Source organism: Pseudonocardia sp. Cha107L01 (assembly GCF_052566575.1).
Genome location: NZ_CP199579.1, coordinates 4,111,939 through 4,138,236 on the forward strand (window position 1 = coordinate 4,111,939; position 26,298 = coordinate 4,138,236).

Annotated in this window: 24 protein-coding genes and 4 pseudogenes; 24 read left to right on the top strand and 4 right to left on the bottom strand. The window is 63.3% G+C overall.

Annotated elements, in window-relative coordinates; all coding sequences use genetic code 11:
* Positions 1-27: 27 nt before the first annotated feature.
* Positions 28-138, bottom strand: a pseudogene (locus tag ACTXG6_RS19335) (transposase); the annotation flags it as partial.
* A 198-nt stretch (positions 139-336) separates the two neighbouring features.
* Positions 337-1,080, bottom strand: a complete 744-nt coding sequence (locus ACTXG6_RS19340; protein ID WP_445189205.1) for an IclR family transcriptional regulator — start codon at positions 1,078-1,080, stop codon at positions 337-339.
* 131 nt (positions 1,081-1,211) lie between these two features.
* On the opposite strand from ACTXG6_RS19340, the gene ACTXG6_RS19345 reads away from it, so the two are divergent.
* From ACTXG6_RS19345 to ACTXG6_RS19380, 8 genes are all read left to right on the top strand, one after another.
* Positions 1,212-2,531, top strand: coding sequence for an aromatic ring-hydroxylating oxygenase subunit alpha (locus tag ACTXG6_RS19345; RefSeq protein ID WP_445189206.1), 1,320 nt, complete (start codon positions 1,212-1,214; stop codon positions 2,529-2,531).
* A 2-nt stretch (positions 2,532-2,533) separates the two neighbouring features.
* A complete protein-coding gene (locus ACTXG6_RS19350) occupies positions 2,534-3,091 on the top strand; it encodes an aromatic-ring-hydroxylating dioxygenase subunit beta (RefSeq protein ID WP_445189207.1) in 558 nt (185 codons plus the stop codon).
* 36 nt (positions 3,092-3,127) lie between these two features.
* Entirely contained in the window at positions 3,128-3,412 is a 285-nt protein-coding gene (locus tag ACTXG6_RS19355) for a hypothetical protein (RefSeq protein WP_445189208.1), read from the top strand.
* Complete coding sequence (locus ACTXG6_RS19360) at positions 3,409-4,257, top strand: SDR family NAD(P)-dependent oxidoreductase (protein WP_445189209.1); 849 nt, start codon at positions 3,409-3,411, stop codon at positions 4,255-4,257. The genes ACTXG6_RS19355 and ACTXG6_RS19360 overlap by 4 nt, the downstream gene beginning before the upstream one ends.
* A gap of 63 nt (positions 4,258-4,320) precedes the next feature.
* Positions 4,321-4,458, top strand: a complete 138-nt coding sequence (locus ACTXG6_RS19365) for a hypothetical protein (RefSeq protein ID WP_445189210.1) — start codon at positions 4,321-4,323, stop codon at positions 4,456-4,458.
* Positions 4,455-5,315: a VOC family protein gene (locus ACTXG6_RS19370; RefSeq protein WP_445189211.1), complete on the top strand. Its 861-nt coding sequence runs from the start codon at positions 4,455-4,457 to the stop codon at positions 5,313-5,315. The genes ACTXG6_RS19365 and ACTXG6_RS19370 overlap by 4 nt, the downstream gene beginning before the upstream one ends.
* A 60-nt stretch (positions 5,316-5,375) precedes the next feature.
* Positions 5,376-6,359, top strand: coding sequence for an ornithine cyclodeaminase family protein (locus tag ACTXG6_RS19375; RefSeq protein ID WP_445189212.1), 984 nt, complete (start codon positions 5,376-5,378; stop codon positions 6,357-6,359).
* Between the two features lie 20 nt (positions 6,360-6,379).
* Positions 6,380-7,279, top strand: coding sequence for an FAD-binding oxidoreductase (locus tag ACTXG6_RS19380; protein WP_445189213.1), 900 nt, complete (start codon positions 6,380-6,382; stop codon positions 7,277-7,279).
* Positions 7,280-7,458: 179 nt separating this feature from the next.
* Here the strand turns inward: ACTXG6_RS19380 and ACTXG6_RS19385 are convergent, their stop codons facing one another.
* Entirely contained in the window at positions 7,459-8,664 is a 1,206-nt protein-coding gene (locus ACTXG6_RS19385; protein WP_445183392.1) for an IS4 family transposase, read from the bottom strand.
* A 39-nt stretch (positions 8,665-8,703) separates the two neighbouring features.
* On the opposite strand from ACTXG6_RS19385, the gene ACTXG6_RS19390 reads away from it, so the two are divergent.
* The 15 genes and pseudogenes from ACTXG6_RS19390 to ACTXG6_RS19460 form a co-directional block, all read left to right on the top strand.
* Positions 8,704-8,889, top strand: a complete 186-nt coding sequence (locus ACTXG6_RS19390; protein WP_445189214.1) for a 2Fe-2S iron-sulfur cluster-binding protein — start codon at positions 8,704-8,706, stop codon at positions 8,887-8,889.
* A 300-nt stretch (positions 8,890-9,189) separates the two neighbouring features.
* Positions 9,190-10,116 carry an NADP-dependent oxidoreductase gene (locus tag ACTXG6_RS19395; RefSeq protein WP_445189215.1) on the top strand — a complete coding sequence of 309 codons (927 nt, stop codon included), beginning with the start codon at positions 9,190-9,192 and terminating at the stop codon, positions 10,114-10,116.
* 206 nt (positions 10,117-10,322) lie between these two features.
* Positions 10,323-11,807: an NAD-dependent succinate-semialdehyde dehydrogenase gene (locus tag ACTXG6_RS19400; RefSeq protein WP_445189216.1), complete on the top strand. Its 1,485-nt coding sequence runs from the start codon at positions 10,323-10,325 to the stop codon at positions 11,805-11,807.
* 42 nt (positions 11,808-11,849) lie between these two features.
* Positions 11,850-12,869, top strand: a complete 1,020-nt coding sequence (locus ACTXG6_RS19405; protein WP_445189217.1) for a dihydrodipicolinate synthase family protein — start codon at positions 11,850-11,852, stop codon at positions 12,867-12,869.
* Between the two features lie 193 nt (positions 12,870-13,062).
* Positions 13,063-13,845, top strand: a complete 783-nt coding sequence (locus ACTXG6_RS19410) for an SDR family oxidoreductase (RefSeq protein WP_445189218.1) — start codon at positions 13,063-13,065, stop codon at positions 13,843-13,845.
* 127 nt (positions 13,846-13,972) lie between these two features.
* Positions 13,973-15,190 carry an MFS transporter gene (locus tag ACTXG6_RS19415; RefSeq protein WP_445189219.1) on the top strand — a complete coding sequence of 406 codons (1,218 nt, stop codon included), beginning with the start codon at positions 13,973-13,975 and terminating at the stop codon, positions 15,188-15,190.
* A gap of 29 nt (positions 15,191-15,219) precedes the next feature.
* Positions 15,220-15,621, top strand: coding sequence for a hypothetical protein (locus ACTXG6_RS19420; RefSeq protein WP_445189220.1), 402 nt, complete (start codon positions 15,220-15,222; stop codon positions 15,619-15,621).
* A gap of 338 nt (positions 15,622-15,959) precedes the next feature.
* The gene (locus ACTXG6_RS19425) at positions 15,960-16,904 is read left to right on the top strand and encodes an NADP-dependent oxidoreductase (RefSeq protein WP_445189221.1); all 945 of its coding nucleotides are present in this window, start codon (positions 15,960-15,962) and stop codon (positions 16,902-16,904) included.
* A 183-nt stretch (positions 16,905-17,087) separates the two neighbouring features.
* Positions 17,088-18,323 carry an MFS transporter gene (locus ACTXG6_RS19430; RefSeq protein ID WP_445189222.1) on the top strand — a complete coding sequence of 412 codons (1,236 nt, stop codon included), beginning with the start codon at positions 17,088-17,090 and terminating at the stop codon, positions 18,321-18,323.
* Entirely contained in the window at positions 18,320-19,324 is a 1,005-nt protein-coding gene (locus tag ACTXG6_RS19435; protein WP_445189223.1) for a glutathione S-transferase family protein, read from the top strand. The genes ACTXG6_RS19430 and ACTXG6_RS19435 overlap by 4 nt, the downstream gene beginning before the upstream one ends.
* 247 nt (positions 19,325-19,571) lie before the next feature.
* Positions 19,572-20,489, top strand: coding sequence for an NADP-dependent oxidoreductase (locus ACTXG6_RS19440; protein WP_445189224.1), 918 nt, complete (start codon positions 19,572-19,574; stop codon positions 20,487-20,489).
* A gap of 184 nt (positions 20,490-20,673) precedes the next feature.
* A complete protein-coding gene (locus ACTXG6_RS19445) occupies positions 20,674-21,855 on the top strand; it encodes a low temperature requirement protein A (RefSeq protein WP_445189225.1) in 1,182 nt (393 codons plus the stop codon).
* A 29-nt stretch (positions 21,856-21,884) separates the two neighbouring features.
* Positions 21,885-22,032: pseudogene (locus ACTXG6_RS19450) on the top strand (IS256 family transposase); the annotation flags it as partial.
* Between the two features lie 767 nt (positions 22,033-22,799).
* Positions 22,800-23,273 (top strand): DUF2905 family protein, encoded by a 474-nt coding sequence (locus ACTXG6_RS19455; RefSeq protein WP_445190050.1) that lies wholly within the window; start codon positions 22,800-22,802, stop codon positions 23,271-23,273.
* 14 nt (positions 23,274-23,287) lie between these two features.
* A pseudogene (locus tag ACTXG6_RS19460) lies at positions 23,288-23,863 on the top strand (transposase); the annotation flags it as partial.
* 37 nt (positions 23,864-23,900) lie between these two features.
* Here ACTXG6_RS19460 and ACTXG6_RS19465 read toward each other — a convergent pair.
* Positions 23,901-25,478 carry an ISL3 family transposase gene (locus tag ACTXG6_RS19465; RefSeq protein WP_445183634.1) on the bottom strand — a complete coding sequence of 526 codons (1,578 nt, stop codon included), beginning with the start codon at positions 25,476-25,478 and terminating at the stop codon, positions 23,901-23,903.
* Between the two features lie 96 nt (positions 25,479-25,574).
* Here ACTXG6_RS19465 and ACTXG6_RS19470 point away from each other — a divergent pair.
* Positions 25,575-26,288 (top strand): annotated as a pseudogene (locus ACTXG6_RS19470) (IS256 family transposase); the annotation flags it as partial.
* Positions 26,289-26,298 lie beyond the last annotated feature (10 nt).

Genomic DNA, 26,298 nt, shown 5'->3' on the forward strand with positions numbered 1-26,298 from the left:
GGATCATCTCGGCCAGGTAGCCGGAGTGCGCGAGCCCTTGGGCACCAGCCGGGGTTCGAACGTTCCCGCTCGGTCGCGCGGCACGTCCAGGCCTACTTCGCCGACCTCAGTGGCCACGGTCTTCGGGCTGGTGCCGGAGCCCCTATGTTTGCGCTACGTGACCGGTGTGTCACGAAATATGTGCCAGAGCCAGTCTTCAGTCGGAAGCGACAGCTCGTCGTAGGCGGGCGTGCCCGTGTTCGGTGACCTACGTCGGGTGCACGACGTGCCGTACCGGCTTCTGCCCGGACGGCCTTTGGGCCCGTGTGACTGGGCAACCGCTATCAGACCACGTGATCAGCTGGCGAGGCCGCTTGCGACGCAGTCGGCAGCGACGAGCGAGGCGGCATTCTGCAAGTGCGGCACCACCATCGGGATGCGGATCGTTGGTAGCCGAACTTCGGGTGCTGCCAAAGAGAGGGCCGCGAGAGTGCTTCCGTCGGTTCCTGTCACTGGGACTGCGACAGCGTGAACGCCTAGGTCGATCTCGCCTATGCTGATCGCGTAGCCGCGGTGGCGGATTTGCCGGAGATCGTCTAGTAGGCGGTCGGGGTCAGCGAGAGTGCGTTCCGTGACTGCCTCGAGCCGGTTGCCGACCAGTTGTCGCACTTCCTCGTCGCTCAGGCTGGCTAGCAGGACTTTGCCGCCGGCGCAGGCGTGTGCCGGGTTGCGGGTTCCAGCGCGCAGGGCCACGCGCAGTCGGTGCTGATCCTCGGCGCTGGCGAGGAACAGGACGTCGGGGCCGAGCAGGATCTCCAAATTGATCGTCTCTTTGAGATCGCGGCACAACGTCTGCATGTGCGGTGTAGTGACGGCGCGCAGCATTCGCTCGAAACTGACCCGGCGAGCCAGGCGGAGCACTGCTGGACCGGCTACGTACCGGGTGGACCCTGGTGGCTGGCGTACGAAACCGTGTGCTCGCAGTGACGAGAGGATGCGGTGCGCAGTCGCGCTTGACACCCCCAGGGCGGTGGCGACGTCGACGACGCGCAGCTCGACGCCATCGCCGAGCAGCTCGATGACCTGCAGGGCGTTGGACACAGACGACAGCCCGCCATCGGGGTGAACCTTCCGCATAGCGTAAAGAATGCCAGGAAACTTACGCGTCCGCACCTTTGAACCTAACCTCGGTGACTGGTCTCGCACCCGCCCTCGACGAGGAGGTCTCCCGCATGACTGACCAGGCCCACGCTGACCCGTTGTACGACGCCGAACACCACTCGGTGTCCCGGTTGGCCTTCGACAGCGCAGAGCTGTACGAGCGAGAAATGAAGGAGGTGTTCGGCAAGAGTTGGCTGTATCTGGGACACGAGTCGCAAATCCCTAACAGGCGAGACTTCTTTACCACTCAGATGGGAGAGGAGTCGGTGATCGTCGTCCGCGACTCGACGGGCACCGTCAGGGTGCATATCAACGCCTGTCGGCACCGAGGCATGCAGGTCTGCGGGGCAGACCGTGGGAACACCCCGGCCTTCACCTGCTCGTACCACGCTTGGACCTACGACACCTCCGGGCGTCTCATCGGTGTGCCGAAATACCGGAGCGTTTACCACGGCGAGCTGGATAAGTCAAAGCTGGGACTGGTCTCGGTCCCGCGGGTAGAGATGTACAACGGCCTAATCTTCGGCTGCTTCGATCCCGACGTGATCCCGCTGCCCGAGTATCTCGGTGACATCACATACTACATCGACCACTGGCTGGATCGCCATGAAGGCGGAATCGAAGTCGTCGGCGTGCAGCGTTGGCTCATGGACACGAACTGGAAGGTAGGGGTCGACAACAACTGCGGCGACATCTACCACGTCTTCTACACGCACAGCTCGATCGGTCACCTGGCGCGGATGCGCGGGCAGTTGAAGGTAGGCCAGGAGATTCAGCGAGACATTTCCGACGCATCAATCTGGTTCGACGCGAGCGAAACCAATCCGACAAAGCAGGTCGTTACCGAGTCGGGTCATCCGGTGATGGTCTTCGACGGCAATTTCGAAGACACTACCCGAGACGATGCCGTGATCGAATTCGACAACGAGACTCGCGCTGAGGTCGAACAGCGCCTCGGTAAGGTGCGCGCGAACATGGCAGCCACTGTCGGCGTGGTGTACCCGAACTTTGGTTGGATCGTCATCGGTGGCCAGAACACGTTCCGGGTCTACCAGCCGCGTGGGCCTCACCAGACCGAGATGCATTCGTATTGCTTCGTCCCCACCAAGGCGCCGCAGGCGGTCAAGGACGCCATGCGGAAGCAGCTGGTACAGGAGATGGGGCCGGCGGGCACGTTCGAGATGGATGACGGAGCAAACTGGACATCAATCGGCCAGTCCAACCGGACCTCCCTGACTAGCCGCGAGCGCTCGGACCTGAGCATGGGGGCTGGGCACGAGTATGACGATCACCCGGATTTCCGCGGTCGCGTAACCGACGGTCCGAGCGATATTTGCCACCGTGCCTTCTACACCCGTTGGGCTGAAGATGTGAGCCGGGGGGGCCAGTGACAATGTCGTCCACCAACGTTCGCGTCCCGATCGAAACCCACTACGCTATCGAGCGGTTCCTCTACATGGAAGCCGACCTGCTGGACCGACGCCGATACCGCGAGTGGCTGGATCTGCTTGCGCTAGATGTGCAGTACCTCGTGCCAACTCGTTACAACCGCATGTCGTCGGCGAGCAATGAGCAGTGGGATCCAGACGAGGAGATCGACACTCTTCCGTTGGTCGAAGAGGACCATCAGAGTCTCACACTTCGAATCGAGCGGTTCTTCCTTGGTTCTGCCTGGAGCGAGATCCCGCCGTCGCGTACCCGGCACCTGGTAACAAACGTAATCGTCGAGGCCCACGAAGGGGCGGGCGATGCGGAGAGTTTTATGGTGCGGTCCAACTTCCTCGTCTACCGAAGCAGATTGTCGGGCCGGCGGGGCGAGAATGAGGACTTCATCGTCGGCTCTCGGCGAGATGTCATCCGTCGGTCCGGCGAGGACTTCCGAATCGCCAATCGGGTCGCCATCATCGACTCGGTTGTGTTGAATACCCATAACCTCAGTTTTTTCCTCTGAGCCGCCTCGCCGAGTAGTAGGGACTGGGCCCGAACCATGCCGACAACACTGACCGACCTCGTCAACAGCACCCATCCAATGGCTGTGGTCGAACAGGTCCTCGATGTCTGGGAAGAAGACAACGAAGGGCAGAGCCGACGTCAAGAGTGGCTTGGTCGCCTGGAGTCATTCCGTGCTACCGGTTCAGAAGACGAGGTGAACGAGCTGGCACGGCTTCTATACACAAGCTTGATCGGCTTCGGCGAGGAGCTCCCAGACATGAGCTGGGTGCACGTCGCCATCATCTGTGACGACCTGCTCCGGCTGGGAGTCCCCGGATGACCCCCCTGAGGGACGGCATGCGCGAAGTGGCCGTGGTGGCTGGTGGTGCCAACGAGATCGGTCTCGCGATCGGTCGCCAACTGGTCAAGCGTGGCCACAGCGTCGTGCTCGTCGACCTCGACGAGGTCGCCCTGGAGCACGCCGAGCAGGAGCTGAAATCAATTGGTGGTCAAGTGATGACGTTAGCCGGCGACGTCGCCGACGCGGACATCATGGCAGCGCTCGGTAACGAGGTGACTCAGAGTTTCGGCCCCCCGGAAGTGGTATGCGCAACGACCGAGGTGATGGGTCCGGTCAGTGAGCTCTGGGAACTGCCGCCGACAGGATGGGAGAACACCTTCAGGAGCAACGTCGGGGCCGTCCTGTCCCTCATCCGGACGTTTGCCCCGCAGATGCGCGCCGCCGAGGGTGATAGGCACTTCGTCATTATCGGATCAAGTGCGGGCTTCCTGCCTATGCCCTACATGAGCGTCTATCACGCGACGATGCATGCATTGTTGGCGATCAGTCAGGGGCTGGAACTCGAGCTGGAGCAGGAAGCCGCCAACGTCCAGGTCCATCTTGTGTCCCCTGGGGCGGTCAAACCACCACAGCTTCTGGCCGTGAGCTCGTCACCGCTCGGCTCCAGCACTGCGGAGGACAACGCACGTGCTGCCCAGTTGCTGGCCAAGTATCGGGAATGGGGCGACAGCCAGCCAGCACGCGAAGTTGCCCAAGCAGTGTCGGAGGCTCTCGACTCGGGCGAGTTCCACACCTTCGCAGATGTTCGCCTACCGGAGTTGATTCGGGGCCAGTACGAAGCCGTCGCGCGAGGAGACCGGCCGCGGGCGCCGTCCTGGGCCTGAGGGAAAACCGGTCTTGTCACTTTGCGCCGGCTACAACAGACCCAGACGGAATAAGGAGGCGATATGAGAACCGTTATCAATCCCGCGTGGGATCGTCCCAATATCGGTGGCGCCTCGCCCACGCCCACGGGTGCCAGACACGACGGGGCCTACATCGCGGCCGAATTCGACAAGACCTACATCCCGGAGCAGAGAAAATGAGCGAGATCGCGGTGGCGCGGCTGGCCAGTGTCCGCTTCAACACGACAAATCTGTCAAACCAGGCCCAATTCTACACCGACCGATGGGGGCTGGAGCCGGCGGAGACGCACGACGGTGCGATCTACTTCCGCGCCGACGGCCCGAAGCATCATGTGCTCAGCCTCCACGAATCGGACGTGAACGGCCTAAAGAGCCTCGTCTTAGAGGTACCGCGCGGCGAAGACCTTGAGATATTGCACGGACGACTGCTCGCCGCCGGAGTCCCAGTCGAGCGCGGAATCACCAGCGACTTCGAGGCCGGGACCGGACTCGGAATGAGCTGCGTCGACCCGGACGGCAACGTGGTCGAGATCGTGACTGGTTTCGCGAAAGCCACAGGATCGTATGGGCATCGGGACATCAAACCCCAGGACGTCAACCACGTCGTCCTGGAGTCCAGTGATCCCGCCCGCTTGGAACGCTTTTACATAGACATGCTCAACTTCCGACTGACCGAGCGGATCAACGGTGTGATCAGCTTCTACGCGTGCAACACCAATCACCACACGGTGGCGATCGCTCAATCGAGGGACGAACAGAACGGGCTGAACCACGTCGCATTCGAATTGCAAGACTGGGAGGCCTGGTCACGAGCGCTGTACTACGCCGGTGAGCGGGGGCTCACCCGGGTCGCAGGCCCCGGACGCCACGGACCAGGGCACAACCTGTTCTGCTACTACCGAGATGAAGACCGCAACGTCGTGGAATACACAACCGAAATCGAGCAGATTAACGACGACGCGCCACCCATCTTCCACGACGACCCCTCGCAATTCGATGTCTGGAAGTCGGATCTTGGGTACGACGGACGCCAATGACATATACGCCGGGTCGACCACCGAATCTGGTTCCCTAAACTATGAGGAGATCAAACTGCGATGGCGTTGTTTCTGAGCACCGACGACGTGGCGAAGGTCTGGCAGATGCCACAGGCGATCGACGCCATGCGAGAGCTCTGCCGAACCGAGGCTCGCGGAGAAACCATTTCGGCCGAGCGGATCCATATGCCATTGCCGAACGGATTCATGCGAATCCTGCCGGGCGCGCTGACTGATGTCGGAGTGTTCGGGTTCAAGGAGTTCAGGGCCGGATCGTCGGGTACCCAATACTCAGTCAGTCTCTTCGATCTAGAGACCCTCGACGCGCTGGCTTACGTAGATGCCGAGAACATCACGACCATGCGGACCGGCGCGCTGGCCAGCGTAGGCCTCGACGTGATGGCACCGGAAGATGCGCAAACCATCGGACTCATCGGCTCGGGGAAGGAAGCCTTCGCGGCATTGCAAGGAATGAGCCTCGTCAGGCCGAGCGTCAAGTCTGGGTGGGTGTACAGCCCTACCCCGGAGCGCCGGGAATTGTTCGCCAAACGTGCACGGACGGAGCTCGGTATCGCGCTCGAAGTGGCGACGACACCCGAGGAAGCGGTCGGCGAGGCCGACCTTGTCACCTCGGCGACGAACTCCCGGGGTGCCGAGGTGCTGCGAGGTGAATGGGTCAAGAACGGAGTCCACGTAACGTCGATCGGATCCACGGCTCCCGACCAGCGTGAAATTGACGCTGCGATGTGGGACCGGATGGACCACGTGGCGGTCGACACCATGCGGCTCCTCCACGAGTCGGGCGACGCGATCACCGCCGCGGAGCTAGGCGTCCGTCTCGACTCTGCCCGAGTCACGGATATCGCCTCGGTAGTTGCCGAGAAGCGACCAGGACGCAACAGCAGCCTGGAATCGACAATGTACAAGTCAGTCGGCTCGGGACTACAGGACATCGCTGCTGCCTACCGCATTTACACCGACGCCCGGAATATGGGCCTCGGTAGGGAAGCCCCAGCGCTCTCCAGCCCGCCGCTGCCCCGATAATCTCTCCGGCCGGTGACCCAATGACCACGGACAACATCGTCACGCAGGCACATCAACTTTCGGTCCGCACGATAGACCGCGTAGGTCTCGATGCCTGCTCCATCACACTAGAAGTACCCACCGGCGCCGTAGATGATTTCCGGTATCGACCAGGGCAGTTCATTACCCTGCGACTGTGGATCGACGACGCATGGCACGCCCGATGCTATTCGGTGTGCGACTGGGACCAAGGTCCCGGGTTGCTCCGCATCGGTGTCAAACAGATCCCAGACGGTATTGTCTCAGGGTGGATTAACAACACTTTAATGCCAGGTGACCTGGTATGGTGCCTACCCCCGAGCGGAATCTTCACTCCCACCAACCTCGAAGTGCCTCTAGTCCTCGTCGCCGGGGGAAGTGGGATTACGCCCATCCTTGCAATTGCTAAAGCCGCCTTGGCGGAAGGTTCTCCGGACGTCGCGCTGTGCTACGCCAACCGCTCCCAGGAACACGTCATGTTTCGCGAGGAGATCGACGAACTGGCACGATGCTTCCCGCAGCAGTTCCACGTCAGATGGTGGATGGACGACGTTGACGGGCTAATGTCGCCTGAGGCGGTCAAGGGGATGACGTCGGGCAGCAGCCATTCGACAGAATTTCTTATTTGTGGCCCCACTCCGTTCATGGCGTTAGTCACTGACGCTATTGCTGATGCAGGTATTGACCGCCACCGCATTCACATCGAGAAGTTCAACTCCCTCGAGGGCGATCCCTTCGTCGTGGTATCACGCGATGAATCGACCACCGGCGAACAGGCCGAAATCTCGGTGACGTTGTACGGCGAGTCCCACACCGTACCCTGGGACACGAGCCAGAATCTCCTCGTCGCGCTGGAGACAGCTGGCCTAGGGCCAATACCGTTCAGTTACGGTTTTGGATGAGGTAGTTCGGTGAGTGCTGGGGGCCGGGCCAGGCACCGTGGTGGGCACGTTTGACGTGCCACTTGGGCATCTTTCGCTTGATGACCCTGGGTGCCGCCCGCAGTCGGCGGGCGGGGTTGAGCCGCCGAGCGAGTCGGCGCAGCGCGGTGCCCCAGACGTGGTTGGTGGCCTGGACGTTGTCAGGGGGGAAAGCGCCCGCGAGGGGCGACAGACTGGCGGGCGATGCGCAGGGCTGCGACGAAGCTGACCCGGTCGGGGTCGCGCCCGCTGTGCTTCGCGGTGTCGGTCATCAGGGTGCGGATCGCGTAGTGGCAGCACAGGTGCCCCCAGATCTCCTGCTGCACCAGGTCGGGTGACTTTGAGCGCAGCACGGTGCGGGGTCCGCGTTGGTGGGTCTTGAGCTCGTCGAGGATGAGTTCGATCTCCCATCGCTGGTTGTAGGCGGCGGCGAGGTCAACGGCGGAGACCTCGCCGGGGTCCAGCAGCGTGGTGAACAGTCGATAGCTGGTGTCGTTGCCTCGGCCGTCGTCGACCGTGTAGTCCACCGCCCGAACCAGCATCGGCTCGCTCTCACGGTCCGTACTCTTGCGCAGCATCGCCAGCCAGGAGCCGTCGTCGAGGTCACGCACGTGCTTGGCCTTGGGTCCGAAGGCATCGGTTCGGATCCGCCAGAGCAGGTCCGCGCCGGTCCCAGAGGCCTGGCGCCACAAGCCGTAGGAGAAGAAGCCACGATCGGCGAGCAGCAGCATCCCGGGCTCCAGCCGAGGCAGCAGCCGCTCGGTCAGGGTGGCCTCGGACTCGGAGTAGACGCCGATCTCGGCGGCGAACACCGCATGCGTGCCGCACTCGGCCAACGCCACGATCCTGGCCTGCGGAAACGCTGCCTGCTCGCCCTTGCTCACCCCGGGCCGGCCGAAAAACTTCGCGTTCTCGACGGTGTCCGCTACGTCCAGGCAGGTTCCGTCGATGGCGACCATCCGACGCCCAGCCAGCCATGACCCGGCCATCATCGGGGTCGCGAGAGGCTCGGCGACCCGAGCAAACAACGCCGCCATCGGCTCCGGACCGAGGCGCTGCCGGGCCTGAAAGATCGCCGACTTCGACGGCGGGTTGTAGCTGGCCTCCCATCCCGACGCCCACGCCAGCCCATCGGTCAGCTGACTGAGCACGTCCTCATACGAGCCCTCGGAGTACAGCGCCATCCCAATCGCGAAGTACGCCATCACTCGCGCCGGCAACGTGCGATTGCGCTGCTCGGTGCGGCCAGCCTCGGCGATTACCTCATCGACCAACTCCGGTGGAAACACCCGGGTCAGCACCCCCACCGAGACCAAATCCGACAAGCGACGATCCGAGACGGGCTTCTTCCACCCAGCACGAGGCACATCAGCAAACTACACCGATGTAAGCCTAACTGAACGGTATTGGGCCTAGGGCCCCCCTTCTCTTGCCGAGAAGGAAGATGCAGTTCGTGTGCATGCCGACTCGTCGAAGGTGAAGTCCGGATGATCGCCAACAACGCACTGGAGGCGGAAGACCTCGCGGAGAATCTAATCCTAGCCTGCCAGTCAATGTCGGTTTCCTCCGCCGTGTCAATCGAGTTCGAATGATCACTGAAAAGAGAAACCAAGGATGGACGCCGACGGGCCCGGCTCTAAGTCCTTTGGCTACACGAACATCGTCGGCAATTCCAGATGCACATCACGCAACTCTGCCGGATCCCCTCCCTTGGTGGACTGCATGGTCGGTGCACCGTCGCTCGGATGCAGTCAGGATGACGATCGTCGACGAGGTGACCAATCACCGACGAGTCGACCTGCGTATGGTTGCAGAAAATGGCAGCGGCAAAGTATGAAAATTACCGAGCGATTCGTGAGGCCCTTCGCGGGCCAGGCAGCGAGCAGAAAAGTATGAGTACTACCATCAAGACGATCGTATTCTCTGAGTACGGTGCTCCGTCGGTTCTCCACGCCCTGCATGTCGACGAGCCGCATGCAGGGCCCGGGATGGTTCGAGTCCGCGTCAAGACCGCCGGTGTCAATCCGTTCGACTGTAAACTTCGGGGCGGAGAGTTTTCCGATTCCATCCCAGCGACCTTCCCTCAGACTATAGGCAATGAATTCTCCGGGATAGTAGATGAGATTGGCGAGGGCGTTTCAGGCGGTGAAATCGGCAGACAAGTTCTCGGATTCACGTCAGCCTCGGCTTATGCAGAGGTAGTCGTGGTGCCCGCCGACCAGCTTACAGCCAAACCGAGCAGTATGGCATGGGAGGTCGCCGGCGCCCTGTCAGTTGCAGGGCAAACGGCGTATCACTCTCTTCAGGACCTTAACGTCACCGCCGGAGAGACACTACTCATCCATGGGGCGAGTGGCGGAGTTGGGACCGTCGCGGTCCAGTTAGCCCGAGCAGCTGGTGCCACGGTCATTGGTACCGCAAGTCCCGACAACCACGACTATCTGCGCTCCCTGGGCGCTATCGCGATCGACTACGGAGAGGGCCTCGTTGCCAGGGTTCAGGCAAGAGCTCCGGAACGAATCGACGCCGTCCTAGACCTTGCCGGAGGTGATTCCGCCACTGCTGCATCTTTGGAGCTTGTGGAAGACAAGATGCGGATCGGAACAGTTGCCGATGAGACGGCCGCCGACAGGTACGGTATACGGCGACTCCGCCCCGGACGCTCTGCACGAAGCCTTGCAGCACTGGCCGATCTGCATACACAAGGAGTTCTCAAGATTCCGATATCCGCAGTCTATCTACTCGTGCAGGCGTCTGCCGCCCACCGTGAGCTCGAAACGGGCCATCGCCCAGGCAAGATTGTCCTCACGACTAGCTGACCAGGAACATGTACACGTATACCAATTCGATGCAGAATATTGACACCTATGCACTACGAGCTTAACGTCCGAGAAGATGGTCACGACCCTCGTGCCCCTTCCGGCAATAAAGACAGCCCTCAACGTGGTCCCTGTCCACCAGAACTCGGCCTGGCGCTCCACAGGCTTCCTGTGTCCATCCCTCTACACCAGAAGTGAGATATTCCGTGACCGCTATCGTCTCAGGCATCGCCAGGCTCGCCGACGGCACGTTGTTTCGCACAGGCGCATACGTCAACGGGCAGTGGGTCACCGAGGGCACCGCCGGCGTCGTCACGGTGCGCAACCCGTCGACGAACGACGTGATTGCCGAACTCCCTTCGCTGGGACGAGAGCAGGTCGCCAGTGCCATCGAAGGTGCACACCGCGCACTGCCTCATTGGCGAGCGCTGTCTGGGAAGGAACGGTCCCAGATCCTTCGTCGATGGTTCAATCTAGTCACCGAGAACAGTGAGGACCTCGCCGCGATCATCACGCTCGAAGAGGGCAAACCCCTTGCAGAAGCGCGGGGTGAGATCGCATACGCAGCCAGCTTTATCGAGTGGTTCGCCGAGGAAGCTAAACGTGTGCGCGGAGACATCTTCGCCGCGCCGAACGCGACTCGACGCATCGTGGTCCTCAAGGAGCCGATCGGAGTGTGCGCGGCGATCACACCATGGAACTTCCCAGCGGCGATGATCACGCGTAAAGCCGCGCCGGCACTCGCCTCCGGTTGCACCATGGTAGTCAAACCAGCCAAGCAGACACCGATAAGTGCGCTTGCGCTCGCAGAACTCGGTGAGCGAGCCGGCATCCCAGCAGGCGTATTCAACGTCGTCATCGGCGACGCGCGAACAATCGGCGCAGAACTCACCAGCAACCCGACGGTCCGCAAGCTCACCTTCACTGGATCGACCGAGGTGGGCCGCATACTCATCGAACAGTCCGCCTCGACCGTCAAGAAGGTGTCGATGGAACTGGGCGGCAACGCACCCGTCCTCGTCTTCGACGATACCGATCTGGACACCGCGCTCCCCGGGGTACTCGCGGCGAAGTACCGCAACACCGGCCAGTCCTGCATCGGCGCGAACCGCGTCTACGTTCAGGCGGGCATTTACGACCAGTTCGCCAGTGAATTCGCCGATCGTGTGACAAGGTTGCTGGTCGGTGACGGGTTCGATCCAGAGGCCAGCATCGGTCCGCTCATTGATACGGCCGCGATCGCCAAGGCCACCGAGCACGTCGAGGACGCCGTCTCACACGGCGCACGCATCCTCACCGGTGGCAAGCCAGACGCCGTCGGCGAGCTCTTCTTTCAGCCCACCGTGCTCACCGAGGTGTCCCAAGCGATGCTGGTCGCCCGCGAGGAGACATTCGGCCCAATCACACCACTGATCCGGTTCACTGACGAAGCCGACGTCGTCCGCATGGCCAACGACACTGAGTTCGGCCTCGCCGCCTATCTGTTCACCAAGGACGCCGAACGTATTTGGCGCGTTTCCGCAGCCTTGGAGACCGGCATGGTCGGCATCAATACCGGCCTGATAAGCAACGAAGTCGCTCCGTTCGGCGGTGTCAAGCAATCCGGAATCGGCCGAGAAGGGTCGGTCTACGGAATCGATGAATACCTCGAAATAAAGCACCTTTCGTGGGAAGGTGCCGGCGCTCTCTGAGCGCGTCTTTGCTCGCGCATTTCACTCAAGGAGTTGAACAGTATGCCCGCCTACACTCGAGGCGAAGCCCGTGACTGGGCCCGCGAGACGCTCATTGGAGCCGTCAACTGCACTATCCCATCGTTTACTCAAGATCTCAAGAGTATCAACGAGCAGGCCATTCGCCATGACGCACGTCTTGCTAAGCAACACGATTTCGCAGGAACGCTCACCGTCTCAGAAGTAAACATCACCCCCGATGAATACATCAACTTTCTCGAAGTTGTCGTCGATGAAGTTGGCCCCGGAATGCACGTCGTTCACCACGCAAGCTGGAACACATTGGAAGACAGCGTCGCTGTCACAGAGCGTGCTGAGGCAGCCGGGGCCGAAGTCGTACTGCTGTCGTACCCACCGAACTTCTATCCTGAGTCTGAGCAGGAAATCTACGACTACACCAAGACGTTCTGCGACAGCACCAACCTGGCCGTGATCCTGTTTCCTCACTATCTGTGGGGCTTCGGGCCTCGCATTCACCAGTCCGATTTTCCGGTTCGTCTCATGCGCCGCCTACTAGACGGCTGCCCGAACATCGCGGTGATCAAGGCCGAAGGGGGGTATCCGAGCATTCAAGGGCCTATCGAATGCTATCGAAACTTCGGTGACGAGGTCATCATATCGGTCCCCATTGAGAATGACCTTATCCCGCTGTCGCAGCTCATGCCCATCCAATACTCGGCCACGTCCAACCATGAGTACCTCGGAGACCTTATCCCGAAGGTTATGAATTTGCTTCGGGACGGTAAGTGCGACGAAGCGTCCGAGTTCTACTGGAGTACCCACGCGGCACGAACCGCCTTCCAGGCGGTGTCGCAGAAGCTAAATGGTGGTTACTTTCTCAACCGCCAGGCGTGGAAGTTCGAGGGATGGCTGCAGGGTTACAACGGAGGCCCGCTGCGACTGCCGACAACGCGTATCCATGACGGAGAGATGCTCCAGCTCCGCAAGGGTCTACTGGACTCGGGCCTGCAGCCGAGCATGGATCCGTTCCGTGATTTCTTCATTGGCCGCAATCCAGCTTGAGCTGACAGGTCGTTCAGACTATAGAGAGCGGATCATTAAAACCGGCTTTCCTTGCTTGCCCCAGCGGATCGTGTAAACCGACGCGGTGGGGAAGATATCACAGGAATTGGCAAAACTGCGCAGCGTCAGCACGATCGGTACCCATGGGCGGGCTACACGCCCAGCCTGGGAACGTGCGAAAGGAGCGAGTGAGATGGGTTCAACCGTAGGAGCACGCGGTGTGCTCGTGACCGGGGGGTCTTCCGGGATTGGTCGCGCGATTGTGGAATCACACTGCGCGTTGGGCGACCGGGTGGTGATTCTTGATCGCGATGAGCCCACTCGGCCTCTGCCTGACGGAGCGCAACTGGTCTTGGGGGACGTCACGTCGCCAGCGGACAACGCCGCCGCGGTGGAGGTACTGCTCAACACTGCGGGCCGAGTCGACCATTTCGTCGGTAACGCCGGCATTCACGATGGAGGGTTTTCTTTCACGGGTGCCTCAAGTGACGATCTGATGCAGATCATGCGCCGGGTGCTCGACGTCGACGTGATTGGCTATGCTCTCGGTGCGCGTGCGTGCGTGGAATCGTTGGCAATGACTGGCGGTTGCATGACGTTCACGCTCTCCGATGCATCCTTCATCGTATCTGGGAATGGTGCTGGGCTTGCTTACTCGACAGCGAAGCACGCAGCGCTCGGTTTGGTCCGTCATCTCGCCGCGGAGCTGGCGCCGCGAGTCCGGGTGAATGCGGTCGCCCCCGGCGGTGTTCTGACCTCGTTACGGGCTCGCGCCGCCGATGGTAGCGAGTCCCCGTTTTTTGCTGATCCCGAAGCCATCAGGCAGTCGATAGTTGCCCTCAACCCATTGGGTGTGGTGATGACACCGGAGCAGTTGGCACCGTTGTACTTGTTTCTAGCCTCGGATGAGGCCGCAGGGATGACGGGTGAGGTTCTGCGTCCCGATGGGGGCCTGTCTGTTCGGACCGGAGGCTAATCTCCCGCTCGGTGGGAGTGCTGTTAACGCCTGAAACCTGTGGCGCTGTCTCGCCCCGCGGTTCTGACCGGCTATTCGAGGAGAGTTCGCAGTGACGAGAGTAACCCCTGCCTCTCGGCATGCTGAGGTGCCGGAGGCACAGCGCCGCGTCTTGGCTGTGTTGGTCGTGTCGCAGGTCCTCAGCGGTGCCGGACTTGTCGCCGGTATCACTGTCGGTGCGTTGCTCGTACAGCAGATGCTCGGTTCGACCAGCCTCGCAGGCCTGCCAGCCGCCATGTACACCGCGGGCTCGGCGCTCGCTGCCCTGGTGGTTGGTCGCATTTCGCAAGTTCACGGTCGGCGTCCCGGTCTGGCGGCGGGATACCTAGCAGGTGCCCTCGGAAGTGCTGGTGTGGTGGTCGCCGCGGTAGTGAGCAGTCCGGCTTTGCTCTTCATCTCGTTGTTCGTCTATGGCGCGGGCGCGGCGACGAATCTGCAGTCCCGATATGCCGGCGCCGACCTAGCTATCTCCGCGCGCCGAGGTCGTGCCGTAGCCACTGTACTGGTCGCCACGACCCTCGGCGGCGTCGTCGCCCCCATTCTGACCGCACCGTCCGGTCACCTCGCCACCGGCCTTGGTATTCCAGCGCTGGGCGGCCCTTTCCTCCTCTCAGGTGCTGTCTACGCACTGGCGGCACTAGTCCTTATTGTTTGGCTTCGTCCGGATCCTCTGACGCTCGCGAGTAGTCTCGCAGCAAAAGCGGGCGATGACGGCCCGAGTCCGGCCCGCTTAGCTCCCGCATCCGCCAGAACGTGGCGTGCGGGGTTTGCGATAGGCGTGTTGACAATGATCCTGTCCCAAGTCGTCATGATCGCGGTGTCGACGATTACTCCGCTCGAAATGCATAATCATGGCCATGACACTGCAGCAATAGGTCTCGCCATCGCGATCCATATTGCTGGAATGTATCTTCCCTCGCCTGTGACCGGCTGGCTCGTCGACCGATGTGGGCCGACCAAGATTGCTGCTACGTCCGGGGTTGTCTTCCTCGCCTCCGGGATATTCGCCGCTACCGCGCCTTCTCAATCTGTCGCTGTCCAGGCGATTGCATTGGCGCTGTTGGGTATTGCGTGGAATCTCGGGATGGTTTCCGGTACCGCACTGGTCGCCGGAACTGTCCCGCTCGCCACGCGGGCGAAGACGCAGGGCATGGTCGATCTGTCGATAGCGATCGCCGGTGCCACGGGTGGCGCGGCCTCGGGCGTTGCCGTCGCAATCGCTGGCTATCCGGCATTCGCCCTTGTCGGAGGGATTATCGCGCTCGCCATCGTGCCCGCAACCGTTCTCTCCGCACGTATCCGCTGAGACGAGAAGAGACGAGGAGGGAGCCTGGGGTGAAGACGACTGTTATCGCCGATCATGCCGCTGGGGCGGGCGGGATGATGTTGACCGAGCGTTCTGAGACCCAGGCTGCGGGAAACGACGTCCTCGTCGAGACCTACACGTCGAGGTTCAAGCCGAGTGAGATGCCATCGCGGTCGTGCTGGACGCACCGCCTCGGCGGCGCCTGGACGGCGTCGGTCCTGGCGTACACGCTGCGAGTGGTCGGAAGTCGCGGTCGGACCGACGGTGATCCAGCCTGCGCGGGACGGCGGTACCTACGTCGGTGGCATCGGACGCGCAACGACCATCGGCCCGCACGCGACTTCACCGCGCAGGGGCTCGTCGACGCAGCGCCAATCCGCTCGACGACTTCGACGGTGTCGATCTGGTCTTCGATGTCGTCGGCGCAGTGATGGTGGCGGTCCGCGACGCTCAGCCGGCGCCGAGGAACACTGGCCACCATCGCCTGCCGGCGGGAGGCGCGGACCGGCACGACTTGGCGATCGACTTGATCGCCGTGGCCGCTCCTGCCCAGTTGTGCGGGTCGTCCAGGGCCGTTGCGCGACGGGGGTCCGTGGACCGTAATCGGCACCGTCGCTACCTCGTCGGTGCCGTCGCAGCGACCCGGGCCCGCGTCCCGGGCAAGGACACACGGTCACCCGGGTGCGCCTGGGAGTCGTGGGTAGCAACGAGGACCCGTCCCGTCGATGGCGGGCCGGGCACGAGATTCGTCACCGAGAGAGGTAGTCAGATGAAGGCAATCGTGGTAACTGACCGGACCGCGGGAACGGCGGGAATGACGCTGACAGAGCGGCCCGATCCTGATGCGGCACGGCTGGCCGATCTGGAGGGCGCGAACTACGGCGATGTCGTCGTTGACGTCTATGCGTCGGGATTCACCGGGAATGAGCTGGAGTGGCCCTCCACCTGGGTCGATCGCCTCGGGCGTGACCGAACGCCGTCGATCCCCGGGCACGAGGTGGCCGGAGTGGTCACCGCTCTTAGCTACGGGGCCGCCGGGCTGTCGGTCGGGCAGCGTGTGTTCGGCGTGACGGATTGGACCCGCGACGGCACGCTGGCAGAGCGTGTCGTTGTCGAGGCGCGCAACCTCGCACCGCTGCCGGGCGACATCGACTTCACTGTGGGTGCCGGCGTCGCTATGACAGGCCTGACAGCCTGGCAAGGACTTATCGAGCACGCGCGTCTTCAGTCGGGCCACAGCGTCCTTGTGCACGGTGCCGCTGGCGCGGTCGGTTCGATGGCGACACAGCTGGCACGCCAGCACGGCGCGTACGTCATCGGTACCGGACGCGCTGCTCACCGTCAGACCGCACTCGCGTACGGCGCACACGAGTTCCTCGACCTCGAGAACGACACGCTGGAGGATGTCGGCGGAGTTGATCTCGTTTTCGACGTCTTCGGCGGCGAGATCGGGAAGCGGTCCGCGAGTCTGGTCCGAGCCGGGGGAACGCTGGTGAGCGTCGCCGGTCCACCCGAGGCGCGACCGGCCGAGGGTCTGGCGGTCGACTTCGTGGTCGTGCCCGATCGCGCACAATTGGGCGAGATCACTCGACGGGTGCGAGACGGACGGCTGCAAACGAACATCGGCCGGGTCGCGAGCCTCGACGACGCCGTAGGCGCATTCAACACGACAGAGCGAATCAACGGAAAGACCGTGATCCGCGTACGTCCGTAAGGGCCCGTCTCCGTGATCATCTGGCCCAGCAGCACACCCAACCCGGCTAACACCCACTGCTGCCTGTGACGGAGGAACGTTTCCGGGTGGCGGGTGCAGGGGCTTGGGGAGCCCCTGCACGTCCGCGCTGTGAACAGCGTCAGCGTCGCCCACATGGCCTGACCGGGATGAACGGAGGTGATCATGTCCGACCGTGACGGCGCGACCTCGACTCGGCGGCAGGCGTCTGCGCCGACCACAGTCCTGCTGGTGGTCACGGTGCTGGTCACCGCGCTCAACCTGCGGCCGGCCGTGGTGGCGGTCGCACCTCTGATCGACCAGATCCGCTCCGATTTGGCCATCAGTTCCTCCGCTGCGTCCCTGCTGACCACTTTGCCCCTGCTGTGTTTCGGGATCGGTTCGCTGCCGGCGGCGGGCCTAACCCGCCGACGCGGCATGACGACGGTCCTTCTGGGCGCCATGATCGTGCTCCTGGTGGGCATCGTGGTTCGTCTCGTGCCGTCGGCCTGGTTCCTGTTCGCGGGCACGATCGTCGCCGGTCTGGCGATCGCTCTCGGCAACGTCCTGGTCCCAGCACTGATCAAGCGGGACTTCACCGGCAATGCGGTGGGCAGGTTGCTCGGCGCCGAAACCATGATGATCAGCGCCGGAGGCGCGATCTCGGCGGCGCTGATGGTTCCGGCTCAGCGGGCCCTTGGCTGGTCGTGGCGCCCGATATTGGCGCTGTGGGCGATCGTGGCGGCTGCCGCTGTCGCCCTGTGGCTCGTACTGCGCGCACGCAGGACCCCTCAGACACCGCCTATGATCCCAGTGCTATCGACCGCGGTGGTCCCCGGAATGTGGCGATCGGCGATGGCCTGGCAGGTGACGCTCCTCATGGGGCTGCAGTCGCTGCACTTCTACGCCGTGACGACCTGGGCACCGACATTGTTCGTCGAGCACGGCTACTCTTCGGCGCAGGGCGGGCTGTTGCTGGCGGTGGCCGGGTTCATATCGCTGCCAGCGAACTATGTCACGCCGGTCCTGGCCGGTCGCCGATCGACCCAGCACCACCTCGTCGGGGCGTTGATCGTCCTGCTTGGAACCGGCTACGTCGGCATCCTGGCCGCACCCGGTCTCGCCGTGGTCTGGATGGTTGTCATCGGGCTGGGCCAGGGTGTCGGACTCAGCCTAGGCCACTCGTTCTTCGCGCTACGCACTCGCGATGCGGAGGCAACCTCGCAGCTGTCCAGCATGGCCCAAGGCGCCGGCTATTGCGTCGCCGCGCTCGGGCCGCTCGGGGTCGGCGTTTTGCGCGATCTCTCGGGCGGCTGGGACGTCCCACTCGTCGCACTAATGATCATGCTCATTCCGATGGCGGTAGCGGGTTTCGCTGCCGCGCGGGATCGCTCGGTAACGCCGGAAGGAGCGAGGCCATGACCCCTCGCGCATCGCACCCCGACACCCGCGCCGACGGGACCTACGACCGCGACCAGAACTATCTCGCCACCCGCATCACCGCGGACGGCCGCAGCGGCTACCCCGTCGAAGCAGGCCGCTACCGGTTGATCGCCGCGTCCGCTTGCCCATGGGCTCACCGGGCGATCATCGTCCGAAGGCTGCTGGGCCTCGAGCCGGTCCTGTCCATGGGGCTGTGTGGCCCGGTACACGACGAGTTGTCCTGGACTTTCGACCTCGACACCGGAGAGCTGGACCCGATACTCGGCATTGCGCGGCTTCGCGATGCTTATCTGGCCCGTGACCCCAACTACTTGCGGGGTATCACGGTTCCAGCGATCGTCGACGTGCCGACCGGGCAGGTCGTGACCAACGACTTCAAGCAGATCACTCTCGATCTCTCGACCGAGTGGACCGCCCACCATCGCACCGGCGCGCCGGACCTCTACCCCGAGAAGCGGTGGGCCGAGATAGACGAGTTGAACGAGGTTGTGTTCCGGGAGGTCAACAACGGGGTCTACCGCGCGGGTCGGGCCACCATCCAGAGCGCATACCAGGATGCCTTCCGAATCCTGTTCGGGCGTCTGGATGCTCTGTCCGATCGGCTTGAGCGCCGGCGGTTTCTAGTGGGCGACACGATCACCGAGGCCGACGTTCGGCTGTTCACAACCCTGGTCCGGTTCGACGCCGTTTACTACAGCCACTTCAAGGTCAACAGGTCCACCCTGAGGTCAATGCCGACGTTGTGGGCCTACGCCCGCGACCTGTTCCAGACTCCGGGGTTCGGGGAGACGGTGGATCTCGACCAGGCGAAGCAGCATTACTACCGAACTCAGGCCGAGCTCAACCCCTCGGGGATCGTTCCGGCCGGACCGGCTGACCCAGGATGGTCGACACCTCACCACCGCGAACAACTCGGTGGAAGGCCCTTTGGCGATGGGTCTCCGCCGCGACCCATCGCCGACGGAACGGATCATCGTTAACGGCGAGCCCAGAGACTGGGCTGGCCCTCGGTGACGTCGTCGATCCGAAGGGGTCGAGGATGTCCTCGCCGACGACGGCGGGGCGCGTTCTCCAGTGACACCCCGATCTGATTGGTACCCGTTGCCGAGTCCGAAGTGGACCCAGATTTCGTGTTGAAACCGCGTTAGCGTCAACCGCCTGGGCCGGGCGTGTTGGGGCGGGTTGACGCGATGTCGTTGTGTGTACTGGACAAGGGGAATGTGCGGGATGAAGGCGATCGTGGTGTCGGATCAGGCCGCGGGTACGGCCGGGATGACGTTGGCGGAGCGTCCGTTGCCGGAGGCGGCGGGCAACGATGTGCTAGTCGAGGTTCGCGCGTCCGGGTTCACTCTGGGGGAGCTGGACTGGGACGGGACGTGGACCGATCGTCTTGGTCGTGACCGGACGCCGTCGATTCCCGGGCACGAGGTCGCGGGTGTTGTGTGTGCTCTCGGCTGTGGCACGAGGGGTTTGTCGGTGGGCCAGCGGATGTTCGGTCTTGCGGACTGGACTCGTGACGGCACGTTGGCGGAGTACGTGGCGGTGGAGGCGCGCAACCTTGCTCCGCTGCCGGGCGATCTGGACTTCACGGTGGGCGCGAGTCTCCCGATCTCGGGTCTGACCGCGTGGCAGGGTTTGTTCGTGCACGGCCGCCTTCAGGTGGGTCAGAGTGTGTTGGTACACGGCGCTGCGGGCGGTGTCGGGTCGATGGTGACGCAGCTTGCGCGTGAGGCGGGAGCGTATGTGATCGGCACCGGGCGCGCCGCTGATCGGGAGACCGCGCTCGACATCGGTGCGCACGAGTTCGTCGACCTGCAGGACGACTCGCTGGCGGACGTCGGCGAAGTGGACCTGGTGTTCGACATTTTAGGTGAAGAGATCCAGAAGCGGTCCGTGTGCCTGATGCGCTCGGGAGGCACGCTGGTGACGATCGCCGGTCCGCCCGAGGCGCGGCCGGCGGATGGTTTGGCGATCGACTTCGTCGTCGAGGCCGACCGCACCCAGCTGAGTGAGATCGCCCAGCGCGTGCGGGAAGGGCGCCTGCGCACGTTCATCGGGAATGTCGCGTCGCTCGACGACGCCGTGGTCGCATTCAACCCGACCGAGCGGGTCAAGGGCAAGACCATCATCTGCGTTCGTCCCTGAAGACGGCAACGTGATCACCCGGACGGGGTGGCCCGCCCGGTCCGGGATTGATCGACAAATACCTTGGTGACGGTGCCGCCCGAGCTGGTGCAGCTCAAGATTCCCAGAGATTCCTCCAGGCGGGACACCAGCGGGCAGAGAGAACCACGTCATGACACCTGATTCCCGATTCCGGCTCGTCCCGATGGTGCCCCGCGACCCGAACGAAGCCGGGCGCACCGCATCCACGCTGGAGCTGTTCTTCGACCTGGTCTTCGTCGTCGCAGTGGGCACCGCTGCCGCGCAGCTGTACCACGCGCTCGTCGAGGGCCATGTGCTCGACGGGATTCTCAGTTACTGCTTCGTGTTCTTCGGTCTTTGGTGGGCCTGGATGAACTTCACCTGGTTCGCCACCTCCTTCGACACCGATGACTGGTTGTACCGGGTACTCACCATCCTGCAGATGGGAGGCGTTCTCGTCTTCGCCTCGGGTATCGGCCCCGCGTTCGACGAGCACGACTACTCGGTGCTCATCGTCGCCTATGTCGTCATGCGCGTGGCACTCGTCGCCCAGTGGCTCCGCGCGTCCCAGTCCTGGGCTTCCACACGACGGACCACGCTCATCTACGCAGTGGGCATCTCACTGGTCCAGATCCTGTGGCTTGTCTGCCTGCTGCTTCCCGCCGGGATGGTCACCGTCGCGCTGGTTGTGCTCCTCGCCGCGGAACTTGCCGTACCGATCATCGCCGAGCGCACCGGAACCACACCTTGGCACCCAAACCACATCGCCGAGCGCTATGGGCTGTTCACCCTCATCCTTCTCGGTGAGAGTCTGCTGGCTTCCGCCAACGCGATCATCGACGCCGTGCACGACACCGAGTCGCTCGGCCCGCTCATCGGCATCGCCGTGCTCACTCTCACCGCCACGGCGGCCATGTGGTGGATGTACTTCTGGCCGCCCCATCACCACGCCATCAAGGACGTCGCCGGTTCCTTGTCCTATGTGTACGGGCACTTTTTCATCTTCGCCGCCGCCGGCGCGTTCTCAGCCGGCATCGAGGTCGAGATCGACGTCCTCACCGCGCACACCACACTTCAGCAGTCCTACGCGGCCTTCGCATACACCCTTCCGCTGGCTGTGTTCGTCCTCGCCGTCTGGGTCCTCGCGATCAAGCCCCACGCCGACCGTGTCGTCAACACCGTTCTGCCTGTGGCTGGGCTTCTCACCCTCGTCGACCCCCTCATCCCCATCCCCTTCGCCATCACAGCCGCTGCCCTCGGCGGGGCCGTTGCCGTACTCGTCTGGCGCCCACCGGCCGACAGGTCCGATCGGTGCAACTGGTCCGACACGCCGAGCGCAGCTCGGGGGGAAGGACCAGAGCAGTGACCGACACTACCGAGCATGTGCCGGATCGAATTGACCAGCAGCAACTCGCTAAGCAACTCGTGGACGCGGCCCGGGCCGAGGCGATCGAGCTCGTCGGCCCGGACGGGCTGCTCACGGGGTTGACCAAGACGGTGCTCGAGACCGCCCCGGGAGGCCGAAATGAGCGAGCACCTGGGCTAGTGCGCCACGAGGCGCTGGATGACCTTGCAGCGGTGGGAGGTCGTTGCCGGTGGCTTGTCGTGGCAGGCCGCTTGAAAGCGGGAGGCAGCCTGAGCTCGGAGACGCGGGTGAGGGTGGAAAGCAGCCTCGACGAGGCCGGACGCGTTAGCACTGCCACATGGTGCGGGTTCGGTTAGCGAGATGGAACGGTGCACGTGAGAAACCAGTGTTGTAAAGCCAAGGCAATCACCAGGTCAAATCTGGCGGATATGGCGTGGGTTGGCGGTGCGTACCCGTCGCGGTGGTTGATCCGTGGCGGCGGGGAACTCCTGATGCCGGTCGTGGCCTTCCGGTAAGGAGGTGGCCGGGAAAGCCCACGGCGTACCCGCAACGATGCCGCAGGGGCAAAGCTGGGCGCCTCGTTCATCGAGTGGTCACCAGTGAACGTGGGAACAACCCGGTATCACTCCCTGGCTCGGCTTGCCTGACAGGGTGCGGGACAGGTGCGTCGTCTACCGAAGGCGTTGGGTTGGGCGGACCCGTCGTAGTTCTCCGAGGCCGGGAAAGCCGGCCGCATGGGGAAGGACGGCAGCAAGTTCGAGCGACGGATGGGCTGGCAATGCCAGGAGGTCGTCGGTGAACACCGACGCGCCGATATGTTTCCTAGACCAAGCCCGCCTCCAGAGTGGGGGCCCTCAAGGGCAGCCGAATTTAGTGCGGCCGGGCTGATTCCCGACCGACGGATTCGCGGCATGGTCGCTACCTCGGTGGACAGCGGTATGCGCATGGTGGCCACCTGCCGCCGGTCGCGTTGTTCGCCCAATACGGGAGTGGGTGAGACGGTGAAGGCACTGGGCCCCTCGTTGACCGCCGGCGGGATCGTGCTGGTCCTCGTTGGCGTGCTCGCCTGGACCGGGGCGCTCGCCTGGTTGGGAAATCTCCCCGGTGACATTCGAATAGTAAGTGGAAAATCGCTGATGAAGAAGGTGGCGATCTGGATCCCATCGGGTCACCCTAGATCTGCTTCGGGGTTCGATCGATTCCCATTCCCGTTCCCCGGTCTGGCCAGGAAACGTCGACCCGTTCGCCCGCGTTGTGCCTCCGGACAGTATTCGGTCGCACGAGAATATCTAGGGCTCGCGCTACGTCGCGCTGGACCTGCGCATCTCGTCTGGGCAGCAGGTCGGGACTGTTCCAAGATCGGTGTTTCCGGCCCGACACGCCGGGCCGTGGTCCGGCGGGATGGGCACTGTGAGTGATGACATCTGACGTTGTGAGCACAGAGAAGAAGATCAAGGGGTCGGACCGGGGGCTGTCGCCGGAGCAGGCCGCCGCAGCAGCGATGGTGGCCGAGGCTCGGCAGCGTGGGCTGGAGCTCACTGGTCCAAACGGGCTGTTGAAGCTGTTCACCAAGAACGTTCTGGAAACGGCGCTTAATGAGGAGATGACCGAGCATCTCGGGCACGAGAGGCATCGTGCCGATGCTGGTCGTGAGTCGACGAATGTGCGCAACGGCACCCGATCGAAGACGGTCATTTCTGACGCTGTCGGTGAGGTGCGGATTGAGGTTCCTCGCGATCGGGAAAGCGCGTTCGAGCCGCAGATTGTGAAGAAGCGTCAACGGCGACTCACCGATGTGGACGAGATCGTGTTGTCGCTCTATGCGAAAGGGTTGACGACCGGGGAGATCTCGGCGCACTTCTCCGAAATCTATGGCGCGTCGGTTTCGAAAGAGACGATCTCACGGATCACCGACAAGGTCGTGGCCGAGATGCAGGAGTGGGCCAGTTGGCCGTTGGACGCGGTGTACGTGGCGATCTTCGTTGATGCCATCGTCGTCAAGGTGCGGGTTCTGGCGCACGTTGCGTGATTTGTGCTGGTTGGTATCAGCAGGCGTGGAGGACTCGCGTGCGCAGGAGGTCAAAGTTGGCGCGGCCGAACATCTGTCGCTTCAGCATTTTGATCTTATTGACGGTGCCTTCGACCCGGCCGGAGCTGTGCTGCAGGGTCAACCCGGCGTGGACGGCGGCCTCGTCGCGGCGCAGGTTGCGGGCGAAGGACGCCATCGGTGTCAGGGTGTCCTGCTCGACGGCGACGATCCATTGTCGGAGGTCTTCGCCGCGCAGCTCGGTCATCATGGTGGCGAATCCTCGGACGTGAGTGGTGAGCCGGTCGAGCTCGGTGTCTGTCTCCCGGATCTGGCTCAGATGCTGAGCGTGCTCGGGGCGGAGCCGGTCTGGGTGGGTCATGATCCAGCTCGTGACCTCGCGGACGGTTGGGGGTTTCGGGCCGGGTAGCGCGGCGTGTCCTCGACCGTCGCGGAATTGGCGTAGGTAGCGCTGGACGGCCAATTCCCCGCCCGGATAGCCGAGTTTCTTGATCTCCCGGAACAGGCCGGTGGCGTTGCGTTGACCCTCGTTCCACCTCTGGTGCAGATACTCGATGTGCTCATCGACGAGGTGCGCGCGTTGCTCGGTCTTGGCGGTGAGGTCCTCGACCGAGCGCGCTTGGATGAGCTTGCGGACTGTGGCCGGGTGTAGGCCCAGCTGGCGACCGATCGCCACTTTCGACAGGCCCTGCTCCCAGAGTTCGTGCACCGCCGAGCGCTGTTCCCGCATCCGGGTGACGATCTTCTTCTCCGGAACAGACCGGATCAGCGGTGGCGCCGCCCCTGGTCCGGCGGCTGTCGCCGAAGATATGCCCGCGCAGGTGACAGGGGTGAGGTGGGCGCGGTGCGCGTTGACCGTTTTCTCCACGGCGTGGCCCAGGTTGCGCCATAGGTGCCACCGATCGGCGACCTGCACGGCGTCTGGCGCGCCCAGTCGGGCTGCTTCGGCATAGGCGCCTGCGCGGTCACGGCAGATCACCTCCACCCCGGGATGATCGAGTAGCCAGGCCTCGAGGGTCGCGGTCTCGCGGTCGGGCAACAGGTCGACCGGGCGGCCGCCAATCATGTCGATCACGACGGTGCCGTAGACATGGCCGCGGCGTAGAGCGAAGTCATCAACGCCGAGCACCGGTAACTTTCCGACGTGTGGGTCCGGCAGGCCGCGCAACAGCCGCAGCAAGGTGTCGCGGCTGGTCGGCATTCCCAGCCGCGCGGCCAGTCGAGTTCCCGCTCGTCCGGCGAGCGCGACCGCGATGGCGGTCAGCGCCGAGCGCAGCAACGACGTGTGCCGCAACCGCGGACCGGTCAACGCCGCGGGCTGCTCAACGAAGGTGCGCGCCGCGCACCTCGGGTTGTCGCAGAAGAACCTGCGGACCCGCACCCGCAGCACCACCGCCCGATCCGCTATCGGAACATCATCCAATCGCCGCTGATAGCGGCTGTGCACGCGGGCCGAACCATGCCCGCACCGCGAGCACTCCGCCCCGGCCGCGCGGACACGAACGTCCAAAATTATCCCGGCGCCGCCGGCGGTCACGGCCTCGATGACCACCGACTCCAGATGCGGCAGCAACACCTCAAGATCACATTGCCGTGATCTTTCGCGAGACCGATCCACAAATTCCTACGACACGCCGAGTACAGGGCCGATCACGCAACGTGCGCCAGAACCAAGGTGCGGGACGGGCAGGTCGCTAACCGGCCCATCTACGCCGCTATCGGCGTAACCGTGGACGGCCGCAAGGACGTGCTCGGGTTGTGGGCCGGCACCGGCGGCGAGGGGGCGAAGTTCTGGATGAGCGTGCTGGTCGATCTGAAGAACCGGGGTGTGGGTGACGTGTTCTTCGTGGTCTGCGACGGTCTGAAGGGCCTGCCCGAGGTGGTCGAGAACGTATGGCCACTGACCATCGTACAGACGTGCATTATCCATCTCATTCGGAATACGTTCCGGTTGACCTCACGCAAAGACGCCGACGCGATCAAGCGGGACATCAAACCAATTTACACGGCACCCAATCCCGATGCCGCGCTCGTCGCGTTGGACGAGCTCGAGGAGAAATGGGGGAAGAAATACGGTGCGATGATCCGACTGTGGCGCGGCGCGTGGAACGAATTCGTGCCGTTCCTGGACTACGACATGGAGATCAGGAAAGTGCTCTGTTCGACCAACGCGATCGAATCACTGAACGCACGATACCGCCGGGCCGTGCGAGCACGCGGACACTTTCCCAGCGAACAGGCCGCGCTCAAATGCCTGTACCTTGTGACCCGCAGCCTGGACCCCACCGGCACAGGCCGCGCACGATGGACGATGCGCTGGCAACCCGTGATCAACGCCTTCGCCATCACCTTCAGTGACCGCTGGCCGGCCGCTGAAACCTACTAACCAAACCGCC